The organism is Planobispora rosea (genome assembly GCF_014648175.1).
Classification (GTDB): Bacteria; Actinomycetota; Actinomycetes; order Streptosporangiales; family Streptosporangiaceae; genus Planobispora; species Planobispora rosea.
Map to the genome: position 1 here is coordinate 138,515 of NZ_BMQP01000011.1, position 21,671 is coordinate 160,185.

Here is a 21,671-nt window from a genome sequence, read left to right on the forward strand (position 1 = left end):
CCCTCTCCACTTTCTATGGGCAAGGGCGGCTAATCCGACCAGAATGAGGAGCCGTGCGACAATCCCTCCGCGATCTCGCCGCGCTGGCCGCCAGGCTGGGAGTCGGTGGGATCTTCTTCGCCAACGGCTGGACCAAGCTGAGGGCGGGCCTGGACGCGACCGAGGTCCAGTTCGCCGCGCTGGGCGCGCCCCTGCCCGAGCTCTGGTCCCCCGCCACGATGCTGATAGAGCTCATCGGCGGAACCCTGCTCGTCGCCGGGCTCGCCGTACCCGCCTGCGGGCTGCTGCTGTTCGTCGAGGCCCTGGCGGTGTTCATCGTCGCCAGCGGCGATCGCGGCCTGCCGCTGACCGGCGGCGAGGTCAGCCTGATCGTGGCGCTCGGCGCCGCCTCGATCATGCTGGCGGTCAACGGGGCCGGGCGGCTCTCGGTCGATCACATGGTGGTGATCAAGCGGCGCGAGGCCGAGGCGGCCGAGGACTTCGCCGCCGACTCCGAGGCCGACGACGTCCTCGCCTCGCTGCGCGAGCCGGAGGCGATCACTCCCGCCCCCGAGGAACCGGGCCACCCCTCCGCCGAACCGGAGAGGGAGAGCGCGCCGGCTCCCGGCAAGCGCGTCACCCCCGGGAGCGCGGCGCCGGAGAACAGCGAGGACCCGGAGCGCGACACCGACACCGCCGAGTACCCCGCGCCCCGTCCCCGCCCCCGGCGTCGCAGCGGCACCGAGCAACCCGCTCCCGGCAAGCGCGGTGACACCCTGGTCGCCAGGGGCAAGGACGTTCCGGCGGACGACTGAGTCACGCCGGGCCCCCGGGTCACTGCCGGGCCGCCGTGCGGTGCCGTACGGGCAGACCGCGCGGTGCCGTACGGACAGACCGCGCGATGATCGTTCACGCATAGCGAAGCCAGGGCGCAATCCCCCGCGTCCGGGACACAATGGGCGGCATGCGCCTCCCTGGCTGGTTCGCCGAGCGGGCCGAACCCGCGCCCCCCGAGACCGAACTGAGCGTCTCCACGCTTGAGCTCTTCTTCGACCTGGTCTTCGTCTTCACCGTCACCCAGCTCACCCTGGTGGTCGTCACCGGCATCGAGGAGGGCTCCCCCGTCACGGGCGCCCTGAAGGCGCTGCTGGTGTTCGGGGTCATCTGGTGGATGTACGCGGGCTACGCCTGGCTGACCAACGCCATCCCCCCGGTACGGCCCGCCCGGCGGGTGCTGATCCTGCTGGGCATGGCCGGGTTCCTGATCGTGGCGCTGGCGATCCCCTCGGCCTTCAACGGTGGCGGCGTCGCCTTCGTGGTCGGCTACCTGCTGCTGATCCTGGTCCACGCGGGACTGTACCTCCAGGCGACCGCCGCCATGTCCCGGGTGATCCCGTTCAACCTCGGCGGAGCCGCGCTGATCGGCGTGGCGAGCCTGTTCGACGGCCCCTACGCCTACCTGCTCTGGGGCGCGGCGGTCCTCCTGCTCTGGGGCAGCCCGTACTTCATCGGCCAGAAGGGCTTCGACCTCAAGGCCGGGCACATCGTCGAGCGGCACGGGCTGCTGGTGATCGTGGTGCTCGGCGAGTCGATCGTGGCGCTCGGGATCGGCGCCAAAGACCTGCCGGTCGGCTTCGCCCTGGGCCTGACGGCGGTGCTGGGCCTGGCACTGGCCGCGAGCCTGTGGTGGATCTACTTCGGTGGCGACGACGAGGTGCACGCCGAGCACGCCCTGGCCGTGGCCGAGCCGGTACGGCGCACACGGCTGATCCTCGGCGCCTACTTCTACGCTCACATCCCGATGATGCTCGGCGTCGTCGCGGTCGCCGCCGGAGCCAAGAAGGCGATCGCCCACCCGGTGGACCCGCTGAAGCTCAGCGCCGCCGTGGCGCTCGCCGCGGGTGTCGCCCTGTTCCTGGCGGGCAACGCCTGGTTCCGTCGGGTGCTCGGCATCGCGGGCAACCGGCTGCGCGTCGCGGGGGCGCTGGCCGCGCCGGTGACCGTCCTGCCCGGGCTCTGGTCCGCCCTGGCCCAGCTCGCCGTGCTGGTGGTCCTGGTGACCGCGGTGATCATCCTCGAGTACCGGACGGGCCCGGCCCGTTCCGCCGTCTGAGCCGTACGGCCGGGCCCGTTCGGGCGGCGCTCAGCCGCCGCTGCCGTACGGACGGGTGATGATCTCCAGGTTGTGCCGGTCGGGATCCTCGAAGTACAGGCCGCGTCCACCGTCGTTGCGGTTGATCCGGCCCTCCTGCCGGTGGCCGGGGTCGGCGTAGTAGGTGATCCCGGCCTCCCTGATCCGCGCGAAGATCTCGTCGAACTCCTCCTCGGTCACCAGGAAGGCGTAGTGCTGGGAGGTGATCGGGCCGTCACCGGCGTCCATGAAGTCGAGGGTGACGCCGTTGCCCGTCTGGACCGGGAGGAACGGCCCGTACGGCGGGCCGACCTCCAGCCCCAGGACGGTGGCCATGAAGTCGGCGGACGCCTTCTTGTCACGGGCCATGACGATGGTGTGGTTCAACTCGACCGGCATGACGACCTCCTCCGGGTGAACATCGTGATCTTACGCCCCCGTCCCAGTATGGGAACCGTTCGCCCCAGAGGACAGCGGCCGCGGGAAAGAGGGCCCCACATCCCATAAGTCCAGAAATGTCGGACTGGGGAGCTACGGTGAAGAGGTAGGGGAAGCAGCGGACCCTCTATCAGGCACAGGACATCGCCCCAGGTCAGAGGCGGACACCCGGCACATGACATCACTACACGTAAAAATACGGATTCCCTGAGTTACCAAACCTATTGAACCGGGACACGACACCCCGGTAGGTTTGCCCGCATACACCTCCGGGGAGGCAGCCTCGCAAGCGGTCGCCAACCGGACGTCAAGCGACACGGCGCACAGTGGCAGCGAGGAAGGAGGCAGGACCATGAAACGCATCAGGATCAGGCGGCCGCAGACCCGCCCCGTCCGCGTTCCCGAGCTGGATCTGCGGTCTCCGTCGGGCCGACGGCTGCCCTACTGACGAGATCTTTACGGTCGCCTTACGCGACCGTGCGCATATTTGTATAACGGAATCATCACGCCGGGGGGCTCAATGAAGAGGCTTGTGGCTGTGCCACCATACGTCGAGCGGATCAAGATCAGGGATATCCGCTCCGTGACACGCCGCAGGGCTCCCGGCGATGCCAAGGTCGTCGACCTGCGCGCCTACACCGGCCGCAACGTCATCCGTTTCCCCCATCCGAGCGGTCCCACGCCGGCCGCCTGAAGCCGCGCGGCCTCCCGCGGTCACCGGAGCACCCGCCCGCTCCAGGCCAGCATGACCGCTGGAAGCACCACGACCAGCGAGAGCGTGACGACCTGGCCGATCACGTCGACCGTGGGGAAGTGCCCGAGGTGCCCCAGGTGGAAGGCCAGGTGCGGCACCGCGTAAGCCAGATACCCCGCCAGCACCGTCCGCACGAGCAGCCGCTCCGGCCTCCGCCCCGCCACCGCCAGCATCACGCCCATGCCCAGGTTGAGGCCGCCGAAGTCGAGCAGCATGTGCTCGTTGTACGGCGGCAGCAGCGCCACCCACCGGCGCCCCGGCAGCGGGAAGCCCTCGTAGAACCCGGTCGGGGAGACCAGCGCCCATGTCCCCACCACCAGCTGGATGACCGCCAGGCCGACCAACCCCGCCCGGAACCAGGCCACCGCGCGCGAGCGGGTCTCCGGCGGCCCCGTGCGCCGCGCCCGCTCGTCCGCGCCCCGGCCCGCCTTCCGGCCCCGTCCGGGCCGCACCGCCTCCGGCCGCGCGCTCATCGGCCCGCTCCCGCATATCCCGGACGGCCCGCCGCCGTGGTCAGGAACTCCTCGAACGTGATCCGCCCGTCGCGGTGCTCCGGCGCGAGATGCACCCCCCGCCGGTAGGCGCCGATGACCCCGCCGGGGATCGGGACCGGCAGCACGGGCCGCCGTTTCCCGGCCGACCGCAGGTAGAGGCGCGCGAGCTCGGCCGCGCTGAGGATCTCGGGACCGCCCATGTCGGGCACCCGGCCGGCGGGCTCGCCCAGCGCGAGCCCGGCCAGCCGCGCGGCGACCTCCTCGGCCGCGACCGGCTGGAAGGCCACCCCCGCCGGGACGAACACGATCGGCAGCCTGGCCAGCATCCGCATGCCGTACAGCACCAGATCGTGGAACTGCACGGCGCGCAGGATGGTGTACGGCAGGCCCGAACGCTCGATCATGCGCTCGACCTCGTACTTCGCGCGGTAGTAGGAGTAGGGGTGCCGGTCGACGCCGACGATCGAGATGTAGACCAGGTGCGCCCCCTCGGGTGCCGCGGCGATCAGGCGCCGGGCGGCCGCGACGTCGGCCCCTCGCGTCCTGGGGTCGCTGGCCAGGTGGACGATCGTCCGGACGCCGTCGAGAGCCTCCGCCAGGCCCGCTCCGGTGCTCAGGTCGCCGATGCAGGGCTTGCGCGTACGGCTGAGCACGCGGACGGTACGGCCGGCCCCGGTGAGCCGGTCCACGACGGGACGGCCGAGGACGCCGGTGCCGCCGGTGACGAGGATGTCCGCCGTGCCGCCTTCTGCTGTGGTGTTCTCCGTCATGCAGCTGAGAACCGGCGAGTCACCGCGAACGTGACAGATCTGCACGGATTCGTGCGAGAAATTCTCCGGACGGCCGGTCCCGCCCCAGCCCAGCCCGGCCCGGCCCGGCCCGGCCCCGGGAAGGCTCCACCCCTCAAGCCTGCGGGCCCTGCGGATTATGCGGGCTCCACGGGCTCCACGGGCTCCACGGGCTCGGCGAGTCCGGCGAGTTCCGCGAAGCGGGACAGCTTGTCGGGGTTGGCCACGCTCCGCAGACCGACGACCTCCCCGCCCGCGACCTCCACCACGGAGACCGTGAAGACCTGCCCGGCCAGCAGCATGACGATCGCGTCCTGGCCGTTGACCTCGACGATGCGGGTCTCGCCGCGACCGTCTTGGCCGAGCGCGCCGAACCTGGCCGCGAGCCCCGCCACGTAGCGCAGGACCTTCTCCCTTCCGAGAACGGGCCGCCGCGCCGCGCTGACCTTGCCGCCGCCGTCGGCCCAGGCGATCACATCGGCGGCGAGGAGCCGTTCCAGCCCTTCCAGGTCACCGTTCTCCGCGGCCTTCAGGAACCGCTCCACGATCAGGCGGCGCTGCCCGCCGGGGGCGTCGAACCGCCGGAGCTCCCGGAGTCCGCGGCGCTCGCCGGGTTCACCGCGCTCGCCGGGTTCACCGTGCTCGCCGGGTTCACCGTGCTCGCCGACCCGCTGCCGCGCCCGTCGGCAGAGCTGCCGGCAGCCGGCCTCGGACAGGTCGAGCACCTCGGCGATCTCGCGGTAGCCGTACCCGAACGCCTCGCGCAGCACGAAGACGGCGCGCTCGGCCGGGGTGAGCCGCTCCATCAGGACCAGGAAGGCCATGGAGACGCAGTCGCGCTGCTCGGCGGTCTCCAGCGGGCCGAGCGCGCCGGTCGGCACGGGTTCGGGGAGCCAGGAGCCGACGTAGTCCTCCCGGGTCGCGCGGGCGGCGGTCAGCCGGTTGAGACAGAGATTGGTGACCACTTTGGCGAGCCACGCGCCCGGACAGGAGACACTGCCCGGCTCGGTGCCGCTCCAGCGCAGATAGGCGTCCTGGACGATGTCCTCGGCCTCGGTCACCGAACCGAGCATCCGGTAGGCCAGGCCGAACATCCTCGGCCGGTGGACCTCGAACTCCTCGATCACGTCTCCAGCCTGACAGAAGTCCGGCGAATCCGGGAACGATAGAACGGAATATTATGTTCCGTGAGCTACAGTGATGGTATGGAGACAACGAACGCGGCCCCGATGAGCGGCCGCAAGGCCCAGGCGGCCCGCAACGACCAGACCATTCTCCAGGCGGCGCGGGCGGTCTTCGTCGCCGACCCCGGGGCGCCGATCTCGGCCGTGGCCGAGCGCGCCGGGGTCGGCATCAGCGCCCTCTACCGCCGCTACGCCAGCAAGGAGATCCTGCTGCGCAAGCTCTGCTCCGACGGGCTGAAGCTCTACATCGCCGAGGCCGAGGCGGCACTCGCCGACGAGCGTGATCCCTGGACCGTCTTCGCCGACTTCATGCGCCGCATCGTGGACGCCGACACCCACTCCCTCACCCTCAGCCTGGCCGGGACCTTCACCCCGGACGAGGACCTCTTCCGCGAGTCGGCGTACGCCGAGGAACTGGCCACGCGGGTCTTCGAACGGGCCAGGGACGCCGGAGTCCTCCGCCCCGGCCTGGACGTCGCCGACCTGTCGATGCTCTTCGAGCAGATCGCCGCCATCCACCTCGGCGACGAGGAGCGCACCGCGCAGATGCGGCACCGCTATCTGGCCCTGATCCTCGACGGCCTCCGCCTGACCTCGGCCGAGGCGCTGCCGGGCCCGCCGCCCACCGCCGAGGAGATCGGCCGCCGCTGGATCGTCACCTGACCGCCCGGCCCGCCCGGACCGGGCGGGATGCGGTCCGGCACCGCCGGGAGCCGAGCCGTCAAGGCCAATTCCTCGGATTGGCCCGAGACGGGGTGCCGCCGCTCTCCTACGGTGATCCCATGCATCCACTTCTCGGTGACGACCTCGCGCGCCTGCCCGAACTGCTCGACGAGACGCGGGCCTACGCCGTACGGATCCTGCAGGGCCTGGACGACCGGCCCGTCGCCCAGCTGCCGGTACGGCGCGAGCCCACGCCGCTGCCCGCGGAGGGCTCGGGCCTGAAAGGGGCGATGGAGGCGTTCGCCGAGCGCTGGGAGGCCGGCTTCGCCGCCAGCGCCGGCCCCCGCTACCTGGGCTTCGTCACCGGCGGCAGCACCCCCGCCGCGCTGGCGGGCGACTGGCTGACCGGCGCCCTCGACCAGAACCCCACCTCCCGCGTCGACTCCACCGCCCCCGACCTGGAGCGGGAGGCCGCCTCCTGGCTGCGCGAGCTGTTCGGCCTGCCGGCGGAGCACCAGGGCACGTTCGTCAGCGGCGCGACCATGTCCAATCTCGCGGGCCTGGCCGTCGGCCGCGAGTGGCTGGGCGAACGGCACGGGATCTCGGTGGCCGAGCAGGGAGCCGCCGCGCTCGGCCCGGTCAGCGTGCTCTCCGGGACCCCGCACTCCAGCGTCGGCAAGGCCCTGTCCCTGCTCGGGCTGGGCCGCTCGGCGATCCGCCGGGCCGATACGCTGCCCGGACGGGAGGCCGTCGACGTCGCGCGGCTCGCCGAGGCCCTGGAGGGGCTCGGGGGACGCCCCGCCATCGTGGTCGCCAACGCGGGCACGGTGAACACCGTCGACTTCGACGACCTGCGCGCGATCGCCGCCCTGCGCGAGCGCCACCCCTTCTGGCTGCACGTGGACGCCGCCTTCGGGGCCTTCGCCGCCCTCTCCCCCGCCCACGCCCACCTGGTCGACGGGCTCGGCGAGGCGGACTCGGTCTGCGTGGACCTGCACAAGTGGCTCAACGTCCCCTACAGCGGCGCGGTCCAGTTCACCCGCCGCCGCGACCTGCAGGCCCGGGTCTTCGCCAACTCCGCCGCCGCCTACCTGGGCCCGGTCGGCGACGACCCCGACCCGGTGCACCTGACGCCCGAGAACTCCCGGCGCCTGCTCGCCGTCCCGGCGTGGTTCACCCTCGCCGCCTACGGGCGGGAGGGGCACGCGGAGATCGTCCGGCGGGACATCGCCCTCGCCGAGCTGCTCGGCGAGCGCATCGCCGCACTGCCCGGGTACCGGCTGCTGGCCCCCGTCCGGCTCAACGTGGTCTGCTTCACCCTCGCCGAGGCGCCCGAGCGGACCGGGGATCTCGTCACCGCGATCACCGAGTCCGGTGAGGCGTTCCTCACCCCGACCGTCTACGACGGGGTGCCCGCGCTCCGCGCCGCCTTCAGCAACTGGCGGACCACCGAGGCCGACGTCGAGCGGGTGGCGAAGCTCCTGGAGCGGCTCGCGCCGTAGTGGTTCCGGCGCGGCTGACGCCGTAACGCTCCCGGAGCGGACCATGCCGCAGCCACCCGTCATCCCCCGGCGCGGACGGACCACCTAGGGTATGGATCATGACATATCCGGAACCGAGCTATTTCGGGGACAAAGGTGAGATCAACGCGACCTTCCGTCCCGCGGACCACGAACCCGAACTGACCTACCAGAGCGGCAACACGGTGGACTACCTGGCGACGGGCGCCTCCACCGGCGGCAAGTTCGGCCTCTACCGGTGGAACATGGGGCCGGAGCCCTCGGGCCCCGGCCCCCACTTCCACCGGTCGATCTCCGAGTCGTTCTTCATCCTCACCGGGACCGTACGGATCTTCACCGGCGACCGCTGGATCGACGCCGCCCCCGGCGACTTCATCCACGTCCCCGAGGGCGGGATCCACGCCTTCCGCAACGAGTCGGGGGCACCGGCCTCCATGCTCCTGCACTTCTCCCCCGGAGCGCCCCGGGAGGGTTACTTCGAGGGTCTCGCCGAGTTCGCCGTGTCCGGCCGCCCCGGGGAGGAGGAACTGGCGGAGTTCTTCCTCCGCCACGACAACCACTGGCTCTAGGATCCCCGGCCCGCCGCGCCCGCTCAGGCGGGCACGACTCAACCGCCGACGTGCGACGACGCGGAGGTGAGCGTGTCCCAGGCGGCCATTGCGCAGGTGATGACCCCTTCCAACTCGGCGCGGGTGGCGCCGTCGCGGGCCTGTACGGACAGTCCCTGCACCACGGTGGTGTAGTAGCGGGCGACGGCATCGAGGCCGGCGGGCGGCGCGGCGAGATCGCCGTCGGCGACGCCGCGGGCGAGCCGGTCCTTGATGGCGGCGAGCTGGTCGCGCCGGAGGCCGGCCAGGAACTCCCGGACGGCATGGTTCTCCACGGCGCCGGTCGGCGCGGCCAGGACGAGCATGCAGTAGTGCGGGGCGCCGGGGCGGGTGATCTCATCGGCGGTAGCGCGCAGCATGGCGTGGATCGCGGCGCGGGCGGTCGGTTGTTCACGCAGCGCGCGCCTGGGCGGCTCGCCCGAGGTTGCGCCGTACAGCGCCATGACCTTGCGGAACAGGTCCTCCTTGCTGCCGAAGCAGGTGTAGATGCTGGCCGAGGCGATACCCGTGGCCCGGGCCAGGTCGTTGAGCGAGGTGCCCTCGTAACCCCGTTCCCAGAACAGGTCCAGCGCCTGGCGCAGGGCGGTGTCGGGGTCGAATGTGCGGGGCCTGCCGCGAGTAGCCATCGGGATGCGCCTCCCTATTTGTTTGTCGTTCGATCAAGTTTACCTTGACCGGCGCTGAACGGCGTGCCACGGTTTGTTTGTCGTTCGATAAACAAAGGAGCCCGATCACCATGAGCGTCCCCGCGACTATGCGCGCCCTGCAGCAGACGTCCCTGAACGGCCCGCAGGACCTGCGTCTGGTCACCGACGTGCCGGTACCGAGCCCGGGCCCGGGCGAGGTCCTGATCCGGGTCACCGCCGCCGGTGTCAACTTCGCCGACATCTCGCAGTCCCGCGGCACCTTCGCAGGCGGCCCGCAGCCGCCGTACCCGGCGGGCATCGAGGGCGCCGGCGAAGTCATCGCCGTCGGCGAGGGGGTGACCGATCCGGGACTCGGTGCCCACGTCGTCGGCGTCCGCATCGAAGGCGGCGCCTTCGCCGAGTACGTGGTGCTGCCCGCGGCCCGCGCCGTGCCGGTACCGGCGGGCTGGGCCGACGAGCAGGCGCTGGGCCTGGTCGTGAACTGGCCGACCGCGCTGGCGGCGCTCAAGCCGCTGGGCGGCCTCGCCGCGGGGCAGACCGTGCTGATCCACGCCGCGGCCGGCGGGACCGGCCAGGCCGCGGTGAAGATGGCCAAGCACTACGGTGCGACGGTGATCGCCGCGGCCTCGCCGGACAAGCACGAGGTGGTACGGGTGCTGGGCGCCGACCACGTCATCGACTCCCGCGGCGCCGACCTCACCGCCGAGGTCCTGCGGATGACCGGCGGCGAAACCGCGGTCACCAACTGAGGACTGGTCTACAAGCACCAGGTCCACCTCATCGGCCTGAACCTCGGCGTCCTGATCCAGGCCGCGCCACAGGTCTTCGGCGAGATCATGGCCGAGATGGCCCGGCTCCTCGCGGCCGGGGTGCTCGGCCCCGGCCGGCCCACCGTCTATGAGCTGGCCGAGGGGCCGAAAGCACTCGCGGAACTGGAAGCGCGGGCCACCGTAGGCAAGCTGGCGCTGCTGCCCTGAAGCAGGCCGTGCCGCCGGGTGGCGGGTCCCCCGGCCTCTCCGAGGGGCCCGCTCGACCTCGCCCGGGAGATCAGCTGCAGCCGCTGGTGGAGCCGCAGCCCTCGCAGACGTAGCAGCTGCCCGCCGGGCGCATCTTCGTCCCGCAGGTCATGCAGAGCGGGGCGTCGGCGGTGCGGCCCTGGTGGGACTCCAGGGAGCCGCCGCGCACCGGCTCGGGCAGGGACTCGGTCCTGGCCTGGGCCTCGGCGTCGGACTTGGGCTTCTCGATCGGGGCCGAGGTGGCCAGTTCCGCGATGACGGTGTCGTCGTGGAGCGCGGCCGGATCCTCGCCCCGCTGCTGGGCGGCCCGCTCGGCGGCGGAGAAGATGCCGAGGGCGGCCCGCTCCTCGTAGGGCAGGTGGTCCAGGGCCAGGCGGCGGAAGATGTAGTCCATCACCGAGGCGGCCATGCGGACGTCCGGGTCGTCGGTCATGCCCGCCGGATCGAAGCGCATGTTGACGAACTTGCCGACGTAGGTCTCCAGCGGCACGCCGTACTGCAGGCCGATGGAGATGGCCACGGAGAAGGCGTCCATGACGCCCGCGAGGGTCGAGCCCTGCTTGGACATCTTCAGGAAGACCTCGCCGAGACCGTCGTCCGGGTAGCACGAGGCGGTCATGTAGCCCTTGGCCCCGGCCACGGTGAAGCGGGTGGTGGTGCTGGGACGCTGGTTCGGCAGCCGGCGGCGGGTCGGGCGGCTGATCTCCACGACCTGGATCTCCGGCGCGGCGGCCTCGTCCCCGGCCCGCTCCCCGGCCTTGTCCGCGGCCTTGTCGTCGGCCTTCTTGCCTGCCGCCGAGAGCGGCTGGCCGACCTTGCAGTTGTCGCGGTAGACCGCCAGCGCCTTCAGGCCGAGCTTCCAGCCCTCCAGGTAGACCTGCTCGATGTCCTCGACGGTCGCGGACTCGGGCAGGTTGACGGTCTTGCTGATCGCACCCGACAGGAACGGCTGGGTGGCGGCCATCATGCGGACGTGGCCCATCGGGGCGATGGCCCGCTCGCCCATCGCGCAGTCGAACACCTCGTAGTGCTCGGGCCGCAGGCCGGGGGCGTCGACGACGTGACCGTGCTCGGCGATGTACTCGACGATCGCCTCGATCTGCTCGTTCTGGTAGCCGAGCTTCGCCAGCGCCCGTGGGATCGTCTGGTTGACGATCTGCATGGAGCCGCCGCCGACGAGCTTCTTGAACTTGACCAGCGCGAGGTCGGGCTCGATGCCGGTGGTGTCGCAGTCCATCATCAGGCCGATGGTGCCGGTGGGAGCCAGCAGCGAGGCCTGGGCGTTGCGGTAGCCGTTCTTCTCACCGAGCTTGAGGCACTCCGCCCACTCCCGGCTCGCCTCGGCGTGGATGTCGCGGTCCATGACGTCGAGCGTGCTCAGTTCGCCGTTGGCCGCGGCGTGCTTGCGCATGACGCGCTTGTGCGCCTCGGCGTTGCGGGCGTAGCCGTCGTACGGTCCCACGACCCCGGCCAGCTCGGCGCTGCGGCGGTAGGAGACGCCGGTCATCAGCGAGGTGATGGCCGCGGCGATGGCGCGGCCGCCGTCGGAGTCGTAGGCGTGGCCGGTGGCCATGAGCAGCGCGCCGAGGTTGGCGTAGCCGATGCCGAGCTGGCGGTAGGCCCGGGTGGTCTCACCGATCTTCTCCGTCGGGAAGTCGGCGAAGGTGATGGAGACGTCCATCGCGGTGATGATCAGCTCGGTGATCTTCACGAAGTTCTGGATGTCGAAGGAGCCGTCGTCCTTGAGGAACTTCAGCAGGTTGATGCTCGCCAGATTGCAGGAGGAGTTGTCCAGGTGGACGTACTCCGAGCAGGGGTTGGAGGCGGTGATGCGGCCCGTCTCCGGGCAGGTGTGCCAGTCGTTGATCGTGTCGTCGTACTGGACGCCGGGGTCGGCGCACTCCCAGGCGGCGGTCGCCATCTTGCGGAACAGGTCGCGGGCGTCGACCTTCTCGATGATCTCGCCGGACAGGCGGGCGCGCAGGCCGAACTCCTCGCCCTTCTCCACCGCGCGCATGAACTCGTCGGAGACGCGCACGGAGTTGTTGGCGTTCTGGTACTGGACGGAGACGATGTCCTTGCCGCCGAGGTCCATGTCGAACCCGGCGTCGCGCAGCGCGCGGATCTTGTCCTCCTCGCGCGCCTTGGTCTCGATGAACTCCTCGATGTCGGGGTGGTCCACGTCGAGGACGACCATCTTGGCGGCGCGGCGGGTGGCGCCGCCGGACTTGATGGTGCCCGCGGAGGCGTCGGCACCGCGCATGAAGGAGACCGGGCCGCTGGCGGTGCCGCCGCTGGAGAGCAGTTCCTTGGAGGAGCGGATCCGGGAGAGGTTGACCCCGGAGCCGGAGCCGCCCTTGAAGATCACACCCTCTTCCTTGTACCAGTCGAGGATGGACTCCATCTGGTCGTCCACGGCGAGGATGAAGCACGCCGAGACCTGCTGCGGCGAGGCCGTGCCGACGTTGAACCAGACCGGGGAGTTGAAGCTGAAGATCTGGTTGACCAGGGCGTGCTTGAGCTCGTGGTCGAAGATCTCGGCGTCCTCGTCGGTCGCGAAGTAGCCGTGCTCGACGCCGGTCCTGGTGTAGACGCCCACCACGCGGTCGATGAGCTGCTTGAGGCTCCACTCGCGCTGCGGGGTGCCGACGGCGCCGCGGAAGTACTTGGTGGTGACGATGTTGGCGGCGTTGACCGACCAGGTGCTGGGGAACTCCACGCCCCGCTGCTCGAAGTTGACCGAGCCGTCGCGCCAGTTCGTCATGACGACGTCGCGGCGCTCCCAGCTCACCTCGTCGTAGGGGTGAACGCCGGGGGTGGTGAAGACGCGCTTCATCTTCAGCCCCTTGCGCGGGCGCTTGCCTCCGCTGCCCCCGCGCACCGCGCCTCCGACCGTCTCCGTCATGACTTCCCCCTTCCGGACTCCGTACGAGCCCATGAGTCGGACCACATCACCGCGCCGCTTTCGTCCCCCGGCGCCCGGGGATGGAATTCTTCAGTCCTGCTGGGCGGAGCGATCCGCCCGCAACTGCTTGATCTCAGCCTCGAAGTCGGCCAGCGTCTCGAACCCGCGGTAGACCGAGGCGAACCGGAGATAGGCCACCTCGTCCAGCTCCCGGAGGGGCCCGAGGATCGCCAGGCCCACCTCGTGGGCGGGAATCTCCGCGGCCCCGGTCGCCCGGATGCTCTCCTCGACCCGCTGGCCGAGCTGGGCCAGGGAGTCCTCGCTGACCGGCCGCCCCTGGCAGGCCCGCCGGACCCCGGCGATCACCTTGTCACGGGAGAACGGCTCGGTCACCCCGCTGCGCTTGCTCACCATGAGCAGCACGGTCTCCTGCGTGGTGAACCTGCGCCCGCATTCGGGGCACGTGCGCCTGCGGCGGATGGCACCGCCGTCCTCGGTGGACCGGCTGTCGATGACCCGCGTGTCTGGATGGCGACAGAACGGACAGTGCACGCGTCGCCTCCCTGGTCAGCCGAGTGACCCGCCTGCCCCATGTGTCACACGATGCCCGCGCGTAAACTCGCGCACGCCCCTCGGAACACCGAGGTGCGGCGATCGAAACACAACCTGTGGTGGAGCACTCCGACAAAGCCACTAGATGTTGTGGTCCAACCGTAGAAGTGAGCGACCATGAACGCAAGTTAGACACGACCCCCCGGACGAAGTCGCTGATCAGCGCTCCGGACCCGTTCCAGCCGGGCGTGTCGTACCCGGTGGCGCGACCGGCGGCCACTCCCGGCGATCCCCCGGACCGTCCCCGAGACCGTCCCCCGGACCGCCTTCGGACACCCTCCCGCCCTCTCCCGGGCCGCCCTCCCCAGGCCGTGGCCTTCCCGGCAGCCGCTCTCAGCCCGCCAGGCCGCCCGCCAGGTGGAGCCGGTCCCCGGGCCGGACCGTCGGGCCGGGCATCCCGTCGAGGTCCATGATCCGGCGGACGGTCTCGGCGGGGTCGCCCTCCGGGGCCACCGCCCCGGCGATCCCCCAGAGCGTGTCACCCCGGTGCACCATGACCCAGGGCAGGCCCGCGCGGTCGGGGCGCTCGGCGGCCGAGGCCGGGGCGATGCGGGTGCCGAGCCAGAGCATTCCGAGGGCGGCCAGAACGAGCAGGGCCACCACCACGATCTTCCCTCTCCGGGTGAGCCGGACAGGCCTGCGAGGATATCGGATGTTCTCCCCCGGGCCGGGCCTCCGGGCAGGTGCCCGGCGAGGCCGCCCCTGCGCGCGCCGGGGCCCTCCCGTCCGCACGCGCCCGGGTTCTTCCGTCCGGGCGCCCGGGACCCGCCCCTCCTGCGCGCCCCGGGGCTCCACCGCCCGCAGACGCCGAGCCTGCATCGCCTGCATGTATTCCGGCCCCACCACCTGCAGGTGCCGGGGTCCCCGCCCCTGCGCGCGCCGGGATCGTCGTGTCTGCGCAGTCGCCTTCATCATGGCCCCCCATCTCCCCGCCCGGGCCGGACACGGGCGAAGAAAGATCGGCGAATCGAACACGATGTCGATCGAACTCCCGTACGATGTTGTACACCACGCCGTCGCCGATTTCGAGGACAACTCGAACAATTGTTTGAAGATGATCTTCGATGGGAGTACGGTCGCTGTGTGCGACATATGGAATACGGACCGGGAGGCGAGAAGATCACATGAGCGAGCACAAAGAGAACGGCTCGGTTGTCAGCGATCTGGCGGTGCGCAGGCGTGACTCCCTCGGCCTCACCCCCAGGCAACGCAAGATCCTTGAGGTGATCCGCGACTCCGTGCAGCAGCGCGGCTATCCCCCGTCGATGCGTGAGATCGGCGAGGCCGTGCAACTGACCAGCACGTCGAGTGTGTCGCACCAGCTGACGGCGTTGCAGCGCAAGGGCTATCTGAGGCGTGACCCGCACCGCCCCCGGGCGCTCGAGGTCCGCCTGCCCGGCGAGCCCGTCCTCTGGGTCGACCCCGACGCGAACACCGAGGAGGCGTCGGTCAGCCGCCCGACCGCGGCATACGTGCCGCTGGTCGGCCGCATCGCCGCCGGCGGCCCGATCCTCGCCGAGGAGAGCATCGAGGACGTCTTCGCCCTGCCCAAGCAGTTGGTCGGCGAGGGCACACTCTTCCTGCTCCAGGTGACCGGTGACTCGATGATCGAGGCCGCCATCGCCGACGGCGACTGGGTGGTCGTGCGCCAGCAGCCGGTGGCCGACAACGGTGACATCGTCGCGGCGATGATCGACGGTGAGGCGACGGTCAAGACCTTCAAGCGCAGGGACGGTCACGTCTGGCTGGTCCCGCACAACCCCAACTACGACCCGATCCCGGGTGACGAGGCCACCGTGCTCGGCAAGGTCGTGGCGGTGCTGCGCAAGCTCTGACCCCGCCGGCCCGTCGTTCGCGACGGCGGGCCCGGACGGATCCCCCTCCCCGAGCCTCCCCTGCGCCCTGCGCAGTCCCCACGCCTCCCCGCGTTTCGACAGCGGCCGCCTGCCCTCTGAGGACAGGCGGCCGCTGCTTTGTTTACGGGCTTCCGAAACAGTGGATTTTATTCCTCGATAACCCGCCATTCCGCTCTCCCGGAATGACGCATTTCCCCACTCATCGGATGAAGTCCCGTCCTCGGCGCACAGCGGGCGGCAGCGCGCCCTCCGGATCCGCCACACGGCGTTCACCCCGCGGATCCCGTCTCTTGACCCAGCGTGGTCATGGGGATACCTTCGCTTCATTAATAGGAAAGCTTCCTATTAGTTATCACCCCCCACGCAGGTAGGAGAGGTAGTCCTCGTGCGAAACAAACTCGTCCTTAAACTTTTAGGCGCGGCGGGAGCTCTCTTGCTCCCCTTGGGAGCCGCTGTCGCCACGGCGCCGGGCGCGTACGCCGCCGCCGTACCGATCCGCGCCAACTCCGGCGGCGCGGCCCTCACCGACGGCGCCGGCGTCCAGTGGTCCGCCGACAAGGCGTATACCAGCGGTGACTGGGGCTACCAGACCAGCTACGGGACGAACACGACCGGCAGCCCGATCGCCGGAACCGACGACGACGCGCTCTACCAGAGCTACAACACCTTCAACGGCTGGGGCGGCTACCGCTTCGACCTGCCGAACGGCACCTACCAGGTGACGTTGAAGATGGTCGAGGACTGGGCCAACGGCGCGGGACAGCGCAAGTTCGACGTCCGGGCCGAGGGCGCCAACGTCCTGACCGCCTTCGACATCTTCGCCGCCTGCGGCCGCCTGACCGCCTGCGACAAGTCCTTCCCGGTGACGGTCACCGACGGCGCCCTCAACGTGCAGTTCAACATGAACGGCGGGGCCAACTACGCGACCGTCTCGGCGATCTCGGTCACCGGGCAGACCGGCGGGGACACCCCGCCGACCGCTCCCGGCGGCCTGCGCTCCACCGCGACCACCACGACCAGCGTCTCCCTGCAGTGGAACGCCTCCACCGACGACGTCGGCGTCACCGGCTACGAGGTCTACCGCGGCACCACCCTCGTCGCCACCGTCACCGGCACCGGCCACACCGACACCGGGCTGACCCCCGGGACCGAGTACACCTACACGGTCCGCGCCCGCGACACCGCCGGTCAGCGTTCCGGACCGAGCAACGAGCTGAAGGTCACCACCGAGGACGACGGCGGCGGCGACACCGAGGCGCCGAGCGTCCCTGGCAACCTGCGCGCCGGGACCGTCACCGCGGACAGCGCCGAGCTGAGCTGGAACGCCTCGACCGACAACGTCAAGGTCACCGGCTACGAGGTCTACCGCGGCACCACCCTCGTCGCCACCGTCACCGGCACCGGCCACACCGACACCGGCCTGTCGCCCACGACCCAGTACACCTACACCGTCAAGGCCCGCGACGCCGCCGGGAACCGGTCCGGGGCGAGCAACGAGCTGAAGGTCACCACCAAGGAGCGCGGCACCGGCGGGAACAAGCTCGTCGGCTACTTCACCAACTGGGGCGTCTACGGCCGCAACTACCACGTGAAGAACATCGTGACGAGCGGTTCGGCCTCCAAGCTGACCCACATCATGTACGCCTTCGGCAACGTCCAGGGCGGCCGCTGCACCATCGGCGACGGCTTCGCCGACTACGAGAAGTCCTACACCGCCGACCAGAGCGTCGACGGCGTCGCCGACACCTGGGACCAGCCGCTGCGCGGCAACTTCAACCAGCTGCGCAAGCTGAAGAAGGCCTACCCGCACATCAAGGTCGTCTGGTCCTTCGGCGGCTGGACCTGGTCCGGCGGCTTCGGCCAGGCGGCGGCCAACCCCGCGGCGTTCGCCGAGTCCTGCTACAACCTGGTCGAGGACCCGCGCTGGGCCGACGTGTTCGACGGCATCGACATCGACTGGGAGTACCCCAACGCCTGCGGCCTCACCTGCGACACCAGCGGCCCGGCGGCCTTCAGGAACCTGATGTCCGCGCTGCGGGCCAAGTTCGGCTCCGGCAACCTGGTCACCGCGGCGATCACCGCCGACGGCTCCAACGGCGGCAAGATCGACGCCGCCGACTACGCCGGCGCCGCCCAGTACGTCGACTGGCTCATGCCGATGACCTACGACTTCTTCGGCGCCTGGGCCGCCCAGGGCCCGACCGCTCCGCACTCTCCGCTGACCTCCTACAACGGGATCCCGCAGGAGGGCTTCAACTCCGACGCCGCCGTCCAGAAGCTGAAGAGCAAGGGGATCCCCGCGAGCAAGCTGCTGCTGGGCATCGGTTTCTACGGCCGCGGCTGGACCGGCGTGACCCAGTCGGCCCCGGGCGGCACCGCGACCGGCCCGGCCCCCGGCACCTACGAGCAGGGCATCGAGGACTACAAGGTCCTCAAGACCAAGTGCCCCGCCACCGGGACGGTCGCCGGCACCGCCTACGCCCACTGCGGCACCCAGTGGTGGAGCTACGACACCCCGGCCACCATCGGCGGAAAGATGAGCTACTCCAAGAACCAGGGCCTCGGCGGGGCGTTCTTCTGGGAATTGAGCGGCGACACCGCCAACGGTGAGCTCATCAACGCAATGAAGACCGGTCTCGGATGATTTAACTCGCCATTGACTGATAAGCCAGATATCTCCTGATATATCGGTCACCGCCCTGGATAGTCTGGGGCGGTGACCGAGATCTCTTCCCTGAACGCGCTGACGTTGGAGAACCTGACCTCCCGGGACGGGATCAAATGGTCCCACCCGGCACCGGGAGTGATCCCCGCGTGGATCGCCGACATGGACTTCCCGGTCGCCGCCGCGGTGCGCGACGCCCTGGCCCGCCGGGCCCACGGCGACCTCGGCTACCCCGCCTGGGACGAGCGGCACGACGCCGGCCCGCTGGCCCTGGCCTTCGCCGAGCGGATGGAGAGCCGGTACGGCTGGCGCCCCGACCCGGAGCACGTGCGATCCTTCACCGACATCAACCAGGCCCTCCAGGTGATCCTGCACGTCGCCACCCGGCCCGGCGACGAGGTGGCCGTGCACGTCCCGGCCTACCCGCCGTTCCTGGAGACCTGCAAAGAGATGGGCCGTCCGGCGCTTCCGATCCCGATGGAACCGGCCGGCGACTCCTGGGGGTTCGACGCCGAGGCCCTGGCCGTCCGGCTCGCCGAGGGCCGCTGCCGCGTTCTGCTGCTGGTCAACCCGCAGAACCCGACCGGCCGCGTCTTCACCCGCGAAGAGCTGACCGGCCTGGCCGAACTGGCCGAGCGCCACGACCTCCTGGTGATCTCCGACGAGATCCACGCCGACCTGGTCCACACCCCCGGCGAGCACATCCCCTTCGCCACGCTGCTGCCGGAGCGGACGGTCACGCTCACCTCCGCCACCAAGGCGTTCAACCTGGGCGGCGTCCGCTGCTCGGTGGCGCACACCGGTGCGCCCGCCCTGCGCGAGGCCCTGGCCGCCCAGCCCACCCACCTGTACGGCATGGCGAACGTCTTCGGGGTCGAGGCGACCGTCGCGGCCTGGCGGCACGGAGACGACTGGCTGGCGGAGGCCAGGACGGTGCTCGACCGCAACCGGCACCTGATCGCCGAGCGGCTCCCCGACGGCGTCGGCTACCGGATCCCCGACGCCACCTACCTGGCCTGGCTCGACCTGTCCGGCCTCGGCCTGGCGGAGGAGCCCGCCGCGTTCCTGGAGCGCGAGGCCAAGGTCATGCTCAGCCCCGGCCCGCTGTTCGGCCCGGGCGGGGAGGGCTTCGCCCGGCTGAACTTCGCCACCTCCGGCCCGGTCCTGTCGGAGATCCTCGACCGGATCACCCGGGCCGTGAAGACGTCCTCCTGACCGCCTCCGGGATCCCGGCCGCCTTCACCTCCGGTCAGTGCCGCGCGGGCGGGACTCAGGGGGTCGGTGTGGGCACCGGCAGGCGGCTGTCGACCGCCGTGGGGTCGGCGACCGCCTCCAGATCGCGGGTGAGCAGCATCCGGTGCACGAAGGAGGCCGGGGTGCCCGGGGCGAGGGCGAGGGTGGCGCGCAGGACGGTGAAGTCCCCTCTCACCACCTCGTCGTGCTCGATCTCCTCGGCGTGATCCCCGTACCGCGTGCCCTGGGTGGTCGGGGCAGCCGTGGTGAGCTCGGCGGTGAGCGCCTGCCTGACCGCGGTGATCGCGCCGCTCCTGGGCGCCACGCAGATCACGTTGACCGGCGTGTCGCCCGGGGACGCGGGGCGGCGCAGTCCGACGCCGTAGAGGGCCACCGCCCCCGAGCCCTGCGGCACGGTGAGCACCGCGGTGACGACGTCGCCGAGGCAGTCGGCGACGGCGGCGTGCGCGGAGACGTCCACCAGGGAACGCTCACCGCCGAGCACGGCGGAGACCGGCGCGGCGGCCGATCCCACGGCGACCGTGGAGCCGGTGACGACGACCTTGTTGAGCTGGTTCACCAGACCGAGATCGATCAGCGGTCCGTCCGGATCGAGGGCGTGGTCGTCGGCGAGCGACAGGCCATCGTGGTCGCCGATCTTTCCCGGTCTGCCGCCCAGCACGGTCAGCTTGGTCTTGATCGCCTCGACGTCCACGCCGCCGTCGATGCGTACCGCCGTATCCGGCGGTACGCCGATCGAGACGGCGTGGTCGGCGGCGTAAGGGGTGATGCCCGTCCGTTCCGTCAGCGGCCGCCCCGCCCGGACCAGTTCGCCCAGGCCGTACCCGATGACGGGCAGCCAGGTCTTGTCCCGCCCCGGCCCCTGATCGGTGGCGAGACCGATGTCACGCCAGTGGGCCAGGTCACCGTACTCGAAGTGGAGGGCGGCGGGCCCCTCCCCCGAGACCTCGGCCATCGCCGCCCGCAGCCCGGTCGCAGCGGGCGCGGAGGCCGTGGGAGCGGCGGAGGCCGTACGGGCTCCGGGCTTCCCGCCGGAGCGGGGATCGCCGTCGCCGCCGGAGCAGCCCGTCGCGAACAGCCCGCCTGCCAGCAGGAACACACCGATACGTCGCATGCCCGAACCCTAGTGCCAGCCGGACTCAGGACGGGCCGGACTCCTGGTAGTCCTCCGGAGCGAGCGTCCGGAGGAAGAACGAGGCCGAGGTCGCGTCGGTGTGCCTGACCGTGGCCCGGAGCACCGTGAGGTCCTCGAATCCGACCTCGTCGTGGACGATCTCCCCGGCGTGGTCGCCGAACGGCTTGCCCAGGCGGTTCTTCCCCTCCGTGGTGAACCGGGTGGTGAAGTCCCCGCGCACGGCTGCGTGCCCGGCCGCCTGCGGCAGTACGCACACCACGCTGACCGGCCGGTCGGTCGCGGACGCCGGAGGCCGCACCCCCACCCCCTGGAGCCTCACCTCCGGCCCCGAGCCGACCTCCTGGGGATCCATTATGAAAGCGGCGGCGACGTCCCCGAGACAGGTCGCGATCGCGAGGTATCCATCCTTTCCGGCAAGTGTGGGCGATCCGCCGAGCACGTCCCTGACGGCCGACCCGGACGGACTCGCCGCGATGACGGAGCCGGTGACGGCCACGTTGCCGAACGGGTCGTCGGCGGAGGTCTGGACGAGCATGCCGTTCTCCGAGGTGGCGGTGACGTCCTCACCCCGGGTGATCACTTCGTGCTCGCCGAGCCTGCGGGGCGCTCCTCCGGCCGCGACCAGCCTGTCCCGGACGGCGGCGGCGTCGAAGTCTCCGTCCAGTCGTACGGTGTCCGGCGGTATGCCGATGGAGATCGCCCGTTCGGCCCCGGACAGATCGCCGCCGACCGGGTCCCGCCGTTCCGGGACGCCGAACGCGCCGAGACTGAAGGAGGCCATGTCCTGCCAGGGACGCTCCGTCTCCTGTCCGGGGGTCAGGCCGAGGTCCCGCCAGTGGGCCAGGTCGTTGTAGAGGAACGCCTGACTCGCCGGCGCGCTCTCGGCCACCTCGGCCATCGCCTCGGCCAGCTCTGTCCCGGAGGAGTCGCCGCCCGCCTGCGCGCAACCCGCCAGGGCCAGAGCCGCCGCCACCGTGAGCACACCGACACGCCGCATGGGAGAACCCTAGGGGACCTTCGCA

Annotated in this window: 21 protein-coding genes; 11 read left to right on the forward strand and 10 right to left on the reverse strand. The window is 71.0% G+C overall.

Features of this window, described 5'->3' with window-relative positions; genetic code table 11:
- The first annotated feature begins 53 nt into the window (after positions 1-53).
- Together IEZ08_RS13660 and IEZ08_RS13665 are read left to right on the forward strand one after the other, a co-directional pair.
- Positions 54-794 carry a DoxX family protein gene (locus IEZ08_RS13660; RefSeq protein WP_068925469.1) on the forward strand — a complete coding sequence of 247 codons (741 nt, stop codon included), beginning with the start codon at positions 54-56 and terminating at the stop codon, positions 792-794.
- A 149-nt stretch (positions 795-943) separates the two neighbouring features.
- Complete coding sequence (locus IEZ08_RS13665) at positions 944-2,092, forward strand: low temperature requirement protein A (protein WP_189242243.1); 1,149 nt, start codon at positions 944-946, stop codon at positions 2,090-2,092.
- 30 nt (positions 2,093-2,122) lie between these two features.
- Here IEZ08_RS13665 and IEZ08_RS13670 read toward each other — a convergent pair whose 3' ends face one another.
- Positions 2,123-2,509, reverse strand: coding sequence for a VOC family protein (locus IEZ08_RS13670; protein ID WP_068925471.1), 387 nt, complete (start codon positions 2,507-2,509; stop codon positions 2,123-2,125).
- A gap of 571 nt (positions 2,510-3,080) precedes the next feature.
- Here IEZ08_RS13670 and IEZ08_RS13675 point away from each other — a divergent pair.
- Positions 3,081-3,242 carry a hypothetical protein gene (locus IEZ08_RS13675; protein ID WP_176728330.1) on the forward strand — a complete coding sequence of 54 codons (162 nt, stop codon included), beginning with the start codon at positions 3,081-3,083 and terminating at the stop codon, positions 3,240-3,242.
- 20 nt (positions 3,243-3,262) lie between these two features.
- On the opposite strand, the gene IEZ08_RS13680 is transcribed toward IEZ08_RS13675, so the two are convergent.
- From IEZ08_RS13680 to IEZ08_RS13690, 3 genes are all read right to left on the reverse strand, one after another.
- Positions 3,263-3,775 (reverse strand): hypothetical protein, encoded by a 513-nt coding sequence (locus IEZ08_RS13680; protein WP_084780509.1) that lies wholly within the window; start codon positions 3,773-3,775, stop codon positions 3,263-3,265.
- The gene (locus tag IEZ08_RS13685) at positions 3,772-4,566 is read right to left on the reverse strand and encodes an SDR family oxidoreductase (RefSeq protein WP_068925473.1); all 795 of its coding nucleotides are present in this window, start codon (positions 4,564-4,566) and stop codon (positions 3,772-3,774) included. Before IEZ08_RS13685 ends, IEZ08_RS13680 begins: the two co-directional genes overlap by 4 nt.
- 155 nt (positions 4,567-4,721) lie before the next feature.
- Positions 4,722-5,711, reverse strand: coding sequence for a sigma-70 family RNA polymerase sigma factor (locus tag IEZ08_RS13690; protein WP_307815387.1), 990 nt, complete (start codon positions 5,709-5,711; stop codon positions 4,722-4,724).
- A 78-nt stretch (positions 5,712-5,789) separates the two neighbouring features.
- Between IEZ08_RS13690 and IEZ08_RS13695 the strand changes: the two genes are divergently transcribed.
- From IEZ08_RS13695 to IEZ08_RS13705, 3 genes are all read left to right on the forward strand, one after another.
- Positions 5,790-6,431, forward strand: a complete 642-nt coding sequence (locus tag IEZ08_RS13695) for a TetR/AcrR family transcriptional regulator (RefSeq protein ID WP_229803087.1) — start codon at positions 5,790-5,792, stop codon at positions 6,429-6,431.
- 119 nt (positions 6,432-6,550) lie between these two features.
- Positions 6,551-7,933: a pyridoxal phosphate-dependent decarboxylase family protein gene (locus IEZ08_RS13700; RefSeq protein WP_189242244.1), complete on the forward strand. Its 1,383-nt coding sequence runs from the start codon at positions 6,551-6,553 to the stop codon at positions 7,931-7,933.
- A 98-nt stretch (positions 7,934-8,031) separates the two neighbouring features.
- Positions 8,032-8,520 (forward strand): cupin domain-containing protein, encoded by a 489-nt coding sequence (locus tag IEZ08_RS13705; protein ID WP_068925476.1) that lies wholly within the window; start codon positions 8,032-8,034, stop codon positions 8,518-8,520.
- A 38-nt stretch (positions 8,521-8,558) separates the two neighbouring features.
- Here the strand turns inward: IEZ08_RS13705 and IEZ08_RS13710 are convergent, their stop codons facing one another.
- Positions 8,559-9,185, reverse strand: a complete 627-nt coding sequence (locus IEZ08_RS13710; protein WP_068925477.1) for a TetR/AcrR family transcriptional regulator — start codon at positions 9,183-9,185, stop codon at positions 8,559-8,561.
- 110 nt (positions 9,186-9,295) lie between these two features.
- Here IEZ08_RS13710 and IEZ08_RS13715 point away from each other — a divergent pair, with 110 nt between their 5' ends.
- Positions 9,296-9,955 (forward strand): alcohol dehydrogenase catalytic domain-containing protein, encoded by a 660-nt coding sequence (locus IEZ08_RS13715; RefSeq protein ID WP_203863377.1) that lies wholly within the window; start codon positions 9,296-9,298, stop codon positions 9,953-9,955.
- A 54-nt stretch (positions 9,956-10,009) separates the two neighbouring features.
- Positions 10,010-10,183, forward strand: a complete 174-nt coding sequence (locus IEZ08_RS39530) for a zinc-binding dehydrogenase (RefSeq protein ID WP_268249331.1) — start codon at positions 10,010-10,012, stop codon at positions 10,181-10,183.
- 70 nt (positions 10,184-10,253) lie between these two features.
- Here IEZ08_RS39530 and IEZ08_RS13720 read toward each other — a convergent pair whose 3' ends face one another.
- From IEZ08_RS13720 to IEZ08_RS13730, 3 genes are all read right to left on the reverse strand, one after another.
- Positions 10,254-13,127 (reverse strand): vitamin B12-dependent ribonucleotide reductase, encoded by a 2,874-nt coding sequence (locus IEZ08_RS13720; RefSeq protein ID WP_189242245.1) that lies wholly within the window; start codon positions 13,125-13,127, stop codon positions 10,254-10,256.
- Positions 13,128-13,217: 90 nt separating this feature from the next.
- Positions 13,218-13,679 carry a transcriptional regulator NrdR gene (gene nrdR / locus IEZ08_RS13725; RefSeq protein ID WP_068925480.1) on the reverse strand — a complete coding sequence of 154 codons (462 nt, stop codon included), beginning with the start codon at positions 13,677-13,679 and terminating at the stop codon, positions 13,218-13,220.
- Positions 13,680-14,072: 393 nt separating this feature from the next.
- Positions 14,073-14,339, reverse strand: coding sequence for a LysM peptidoglycan-binding domain-containing protein (locus IEZ08_RS13730; RefSeq protein WP_141704179.1), 267 nt, complete (start codon positions 14,337-14,339; stop codon positions 14,073-14,075).
- A 524-nt stretch (positions 14,340-14,863) separates the two neighbouring features.
- Between IEZ08_RS13730 and lexA the strand changes: the two genes are divergently transcribed.
- The 3 genes from lexA (at position 14,864) to IEZ08_RS13745 (ending at position 19,475) form a co-directional block, all read left to right on the forward strand.
- Complete coding sequence (lexA, locus tag IEZ08_RS13735) at positions 14,864-15,574, forward strand: transcriptional repressor LexA (RefSeq protein ID WP_068925482.1); 711 nt, start codon at positions 14,864-14,866, stop codon at positions 15,572-15,574.
- A 463-nt stretch (positions 15,575-16,037) separates the two neighbouring features.
- Positions 16,038-18,239, forward strand: coding sequence for a glycosyl hydrolase family 18 protein (locus IEZ08_RS13740; RefSeq protein ID WP_189242246.1), 2,202 nt, complete (start codon positions 16,038-16,040; stop codon positions 18,237-18,239).
- Between the two features lie 72 nt (positions 18,240-18,311).
- On the forward strand, positions 18,312-19,475 hold the full coding sequence (locus tag IEZ08_RS13745) for a MalY/PatB family protein (protein WP_229803088.1): 1,164 nt from the start codon (positions 18,312-18,314) through the stop codon (positions 19,473-19,475).
- A gap of 55 nt (positions 19,476-19,530) precedes the next feature.
- On the opposite strand, the gene IEZ08_RS13750 is transcribed toward IEZ08_RS13745, so the two are convergent.
- Together IEZ08_RS13750 and IEZ08_RS13755 are read right to left on the reverse strand one after the other, a co-directional pair.
- Positions 19,531-20,628, reverse strand: a complete 1,098-nt coding sequence (locus IEZ08_RS13750) for a hypothetical protein (RefSeq protein WP_068925484.1) — start codon at positions 20,626-20,628, stop codon at positions 19,531-19,533.
- 25 nt (positions 20,629-20,653) lie between these two features.
- Positions 20,654-21,646, reverse strand: a complete 993-nt coding sequence (locus tag IEZ08_RS13755; RefSeq protein ID WP_189242247.1) for a hypothetical protein — start codon at positions 21,644-21,646, stop codon at positions 20,654-20,656.
- Between the last annotated feature and the right edge of the window lie 25 nt (positions 21,647-21,671).

Excerpts from the sequence above, each read along its gene's own strand:
- IEZ08_RS13720 (WP_189242245.1), bottom strand. The coding sequence starts at position 13,127 with ATGACGGAGACGGTCGGAGGCGCGGTGCGCGGGGGCAGCGGAGGCAAG.
- IEZ08_RS13685 (WP_068925473.1), bottom strand. The coding sequence starts at position 4,566 with ATGACGGAGAACACCACAGCAGAAGGCGGCACGGCGGACATCCTCGTC.
- IEZ08_RS13755 (WP_189242247.1), bottom strand. The coding sequence starts at position 21,646 with ATGCGGCGTGTCGGTGTGCTCACGGTGGCGGCGGCTCTGGCCCTGGCG.
- lexA (WP_068925482.1), top strand. The coding sequence starts at position 14,864 with ATGAGCGAGCACAAAGAGAACGGCTCGGTTGTCAGCGATCTGGCGGTG.
- IEZ08_RS13680 (WP_084780509.1), bottom strand. The coding sequence starts at position 3,775 with ATGAGCGCGCGGCCGGAGGCGGTGCGGCCCGGACGGGGCCGGAAGGCG.
- IEZ08_RS13670 (WP_068925471.1), bottom strand. The coding sequence starts at position 2,509 with ATGCCGGTCGAGTTGAACCACACCATCGTCATGGCCCGTGACAAGAAG.
- IEZ08_RS13710 (WP_068925477.1), bottom strand. The coding sequence starts at position 9,185 with ATGGCTACTCGCGGCAGGCCCCGCACATTCGACCCCGACACCGCCCTG.
- IEZ08_RS13750 (WP_068925484.1), bottom strand. The coding sequence starts at position 20,628 with ATGCGACGTATCGGTGTGTTCCTGCTGGCAGGCGGGCTGTTCGCGACG.
- IEZ08_RS13715 (WP_203863377.1), top strand. The coding sequence starts at position 9,296 with ATGAGCGTCCCCGCGACTATGCGCGCCCTGCAGCAGACGTCCCTGAAC.
- IEZ08_RS13665 (WP_189242243.1), top strand. The coding sequence starts at position 944 with ATGCGCCTCCCTGGCTGGTTCGCCGAGCGGGCCGAACCCGCGCCCCCC.
- IEZ08_RS13700 (WP_189242244.1), top strand. The coding sequence starts at position 6,551 with ATGCATCCACTTCTCGGTGACGACCTCGCGCGCCTGCCCGAACTGCTC.
- IEZ08_RS13705 (WP_068925476.1), top strand. The coding sequence starts at position 8,032 with ATGACATATCCGGAACCGAGCTATTTCGGGGACAAAGGTGAGATCAAC.
- IEZ08_RS13695 (WP_229803087.1), top strand. The coding sequence starts at position 5,790 with ATGGAGACAACGAACGCGGCCCCGATGAGCGGCCGCAAGGCCCAGGCG.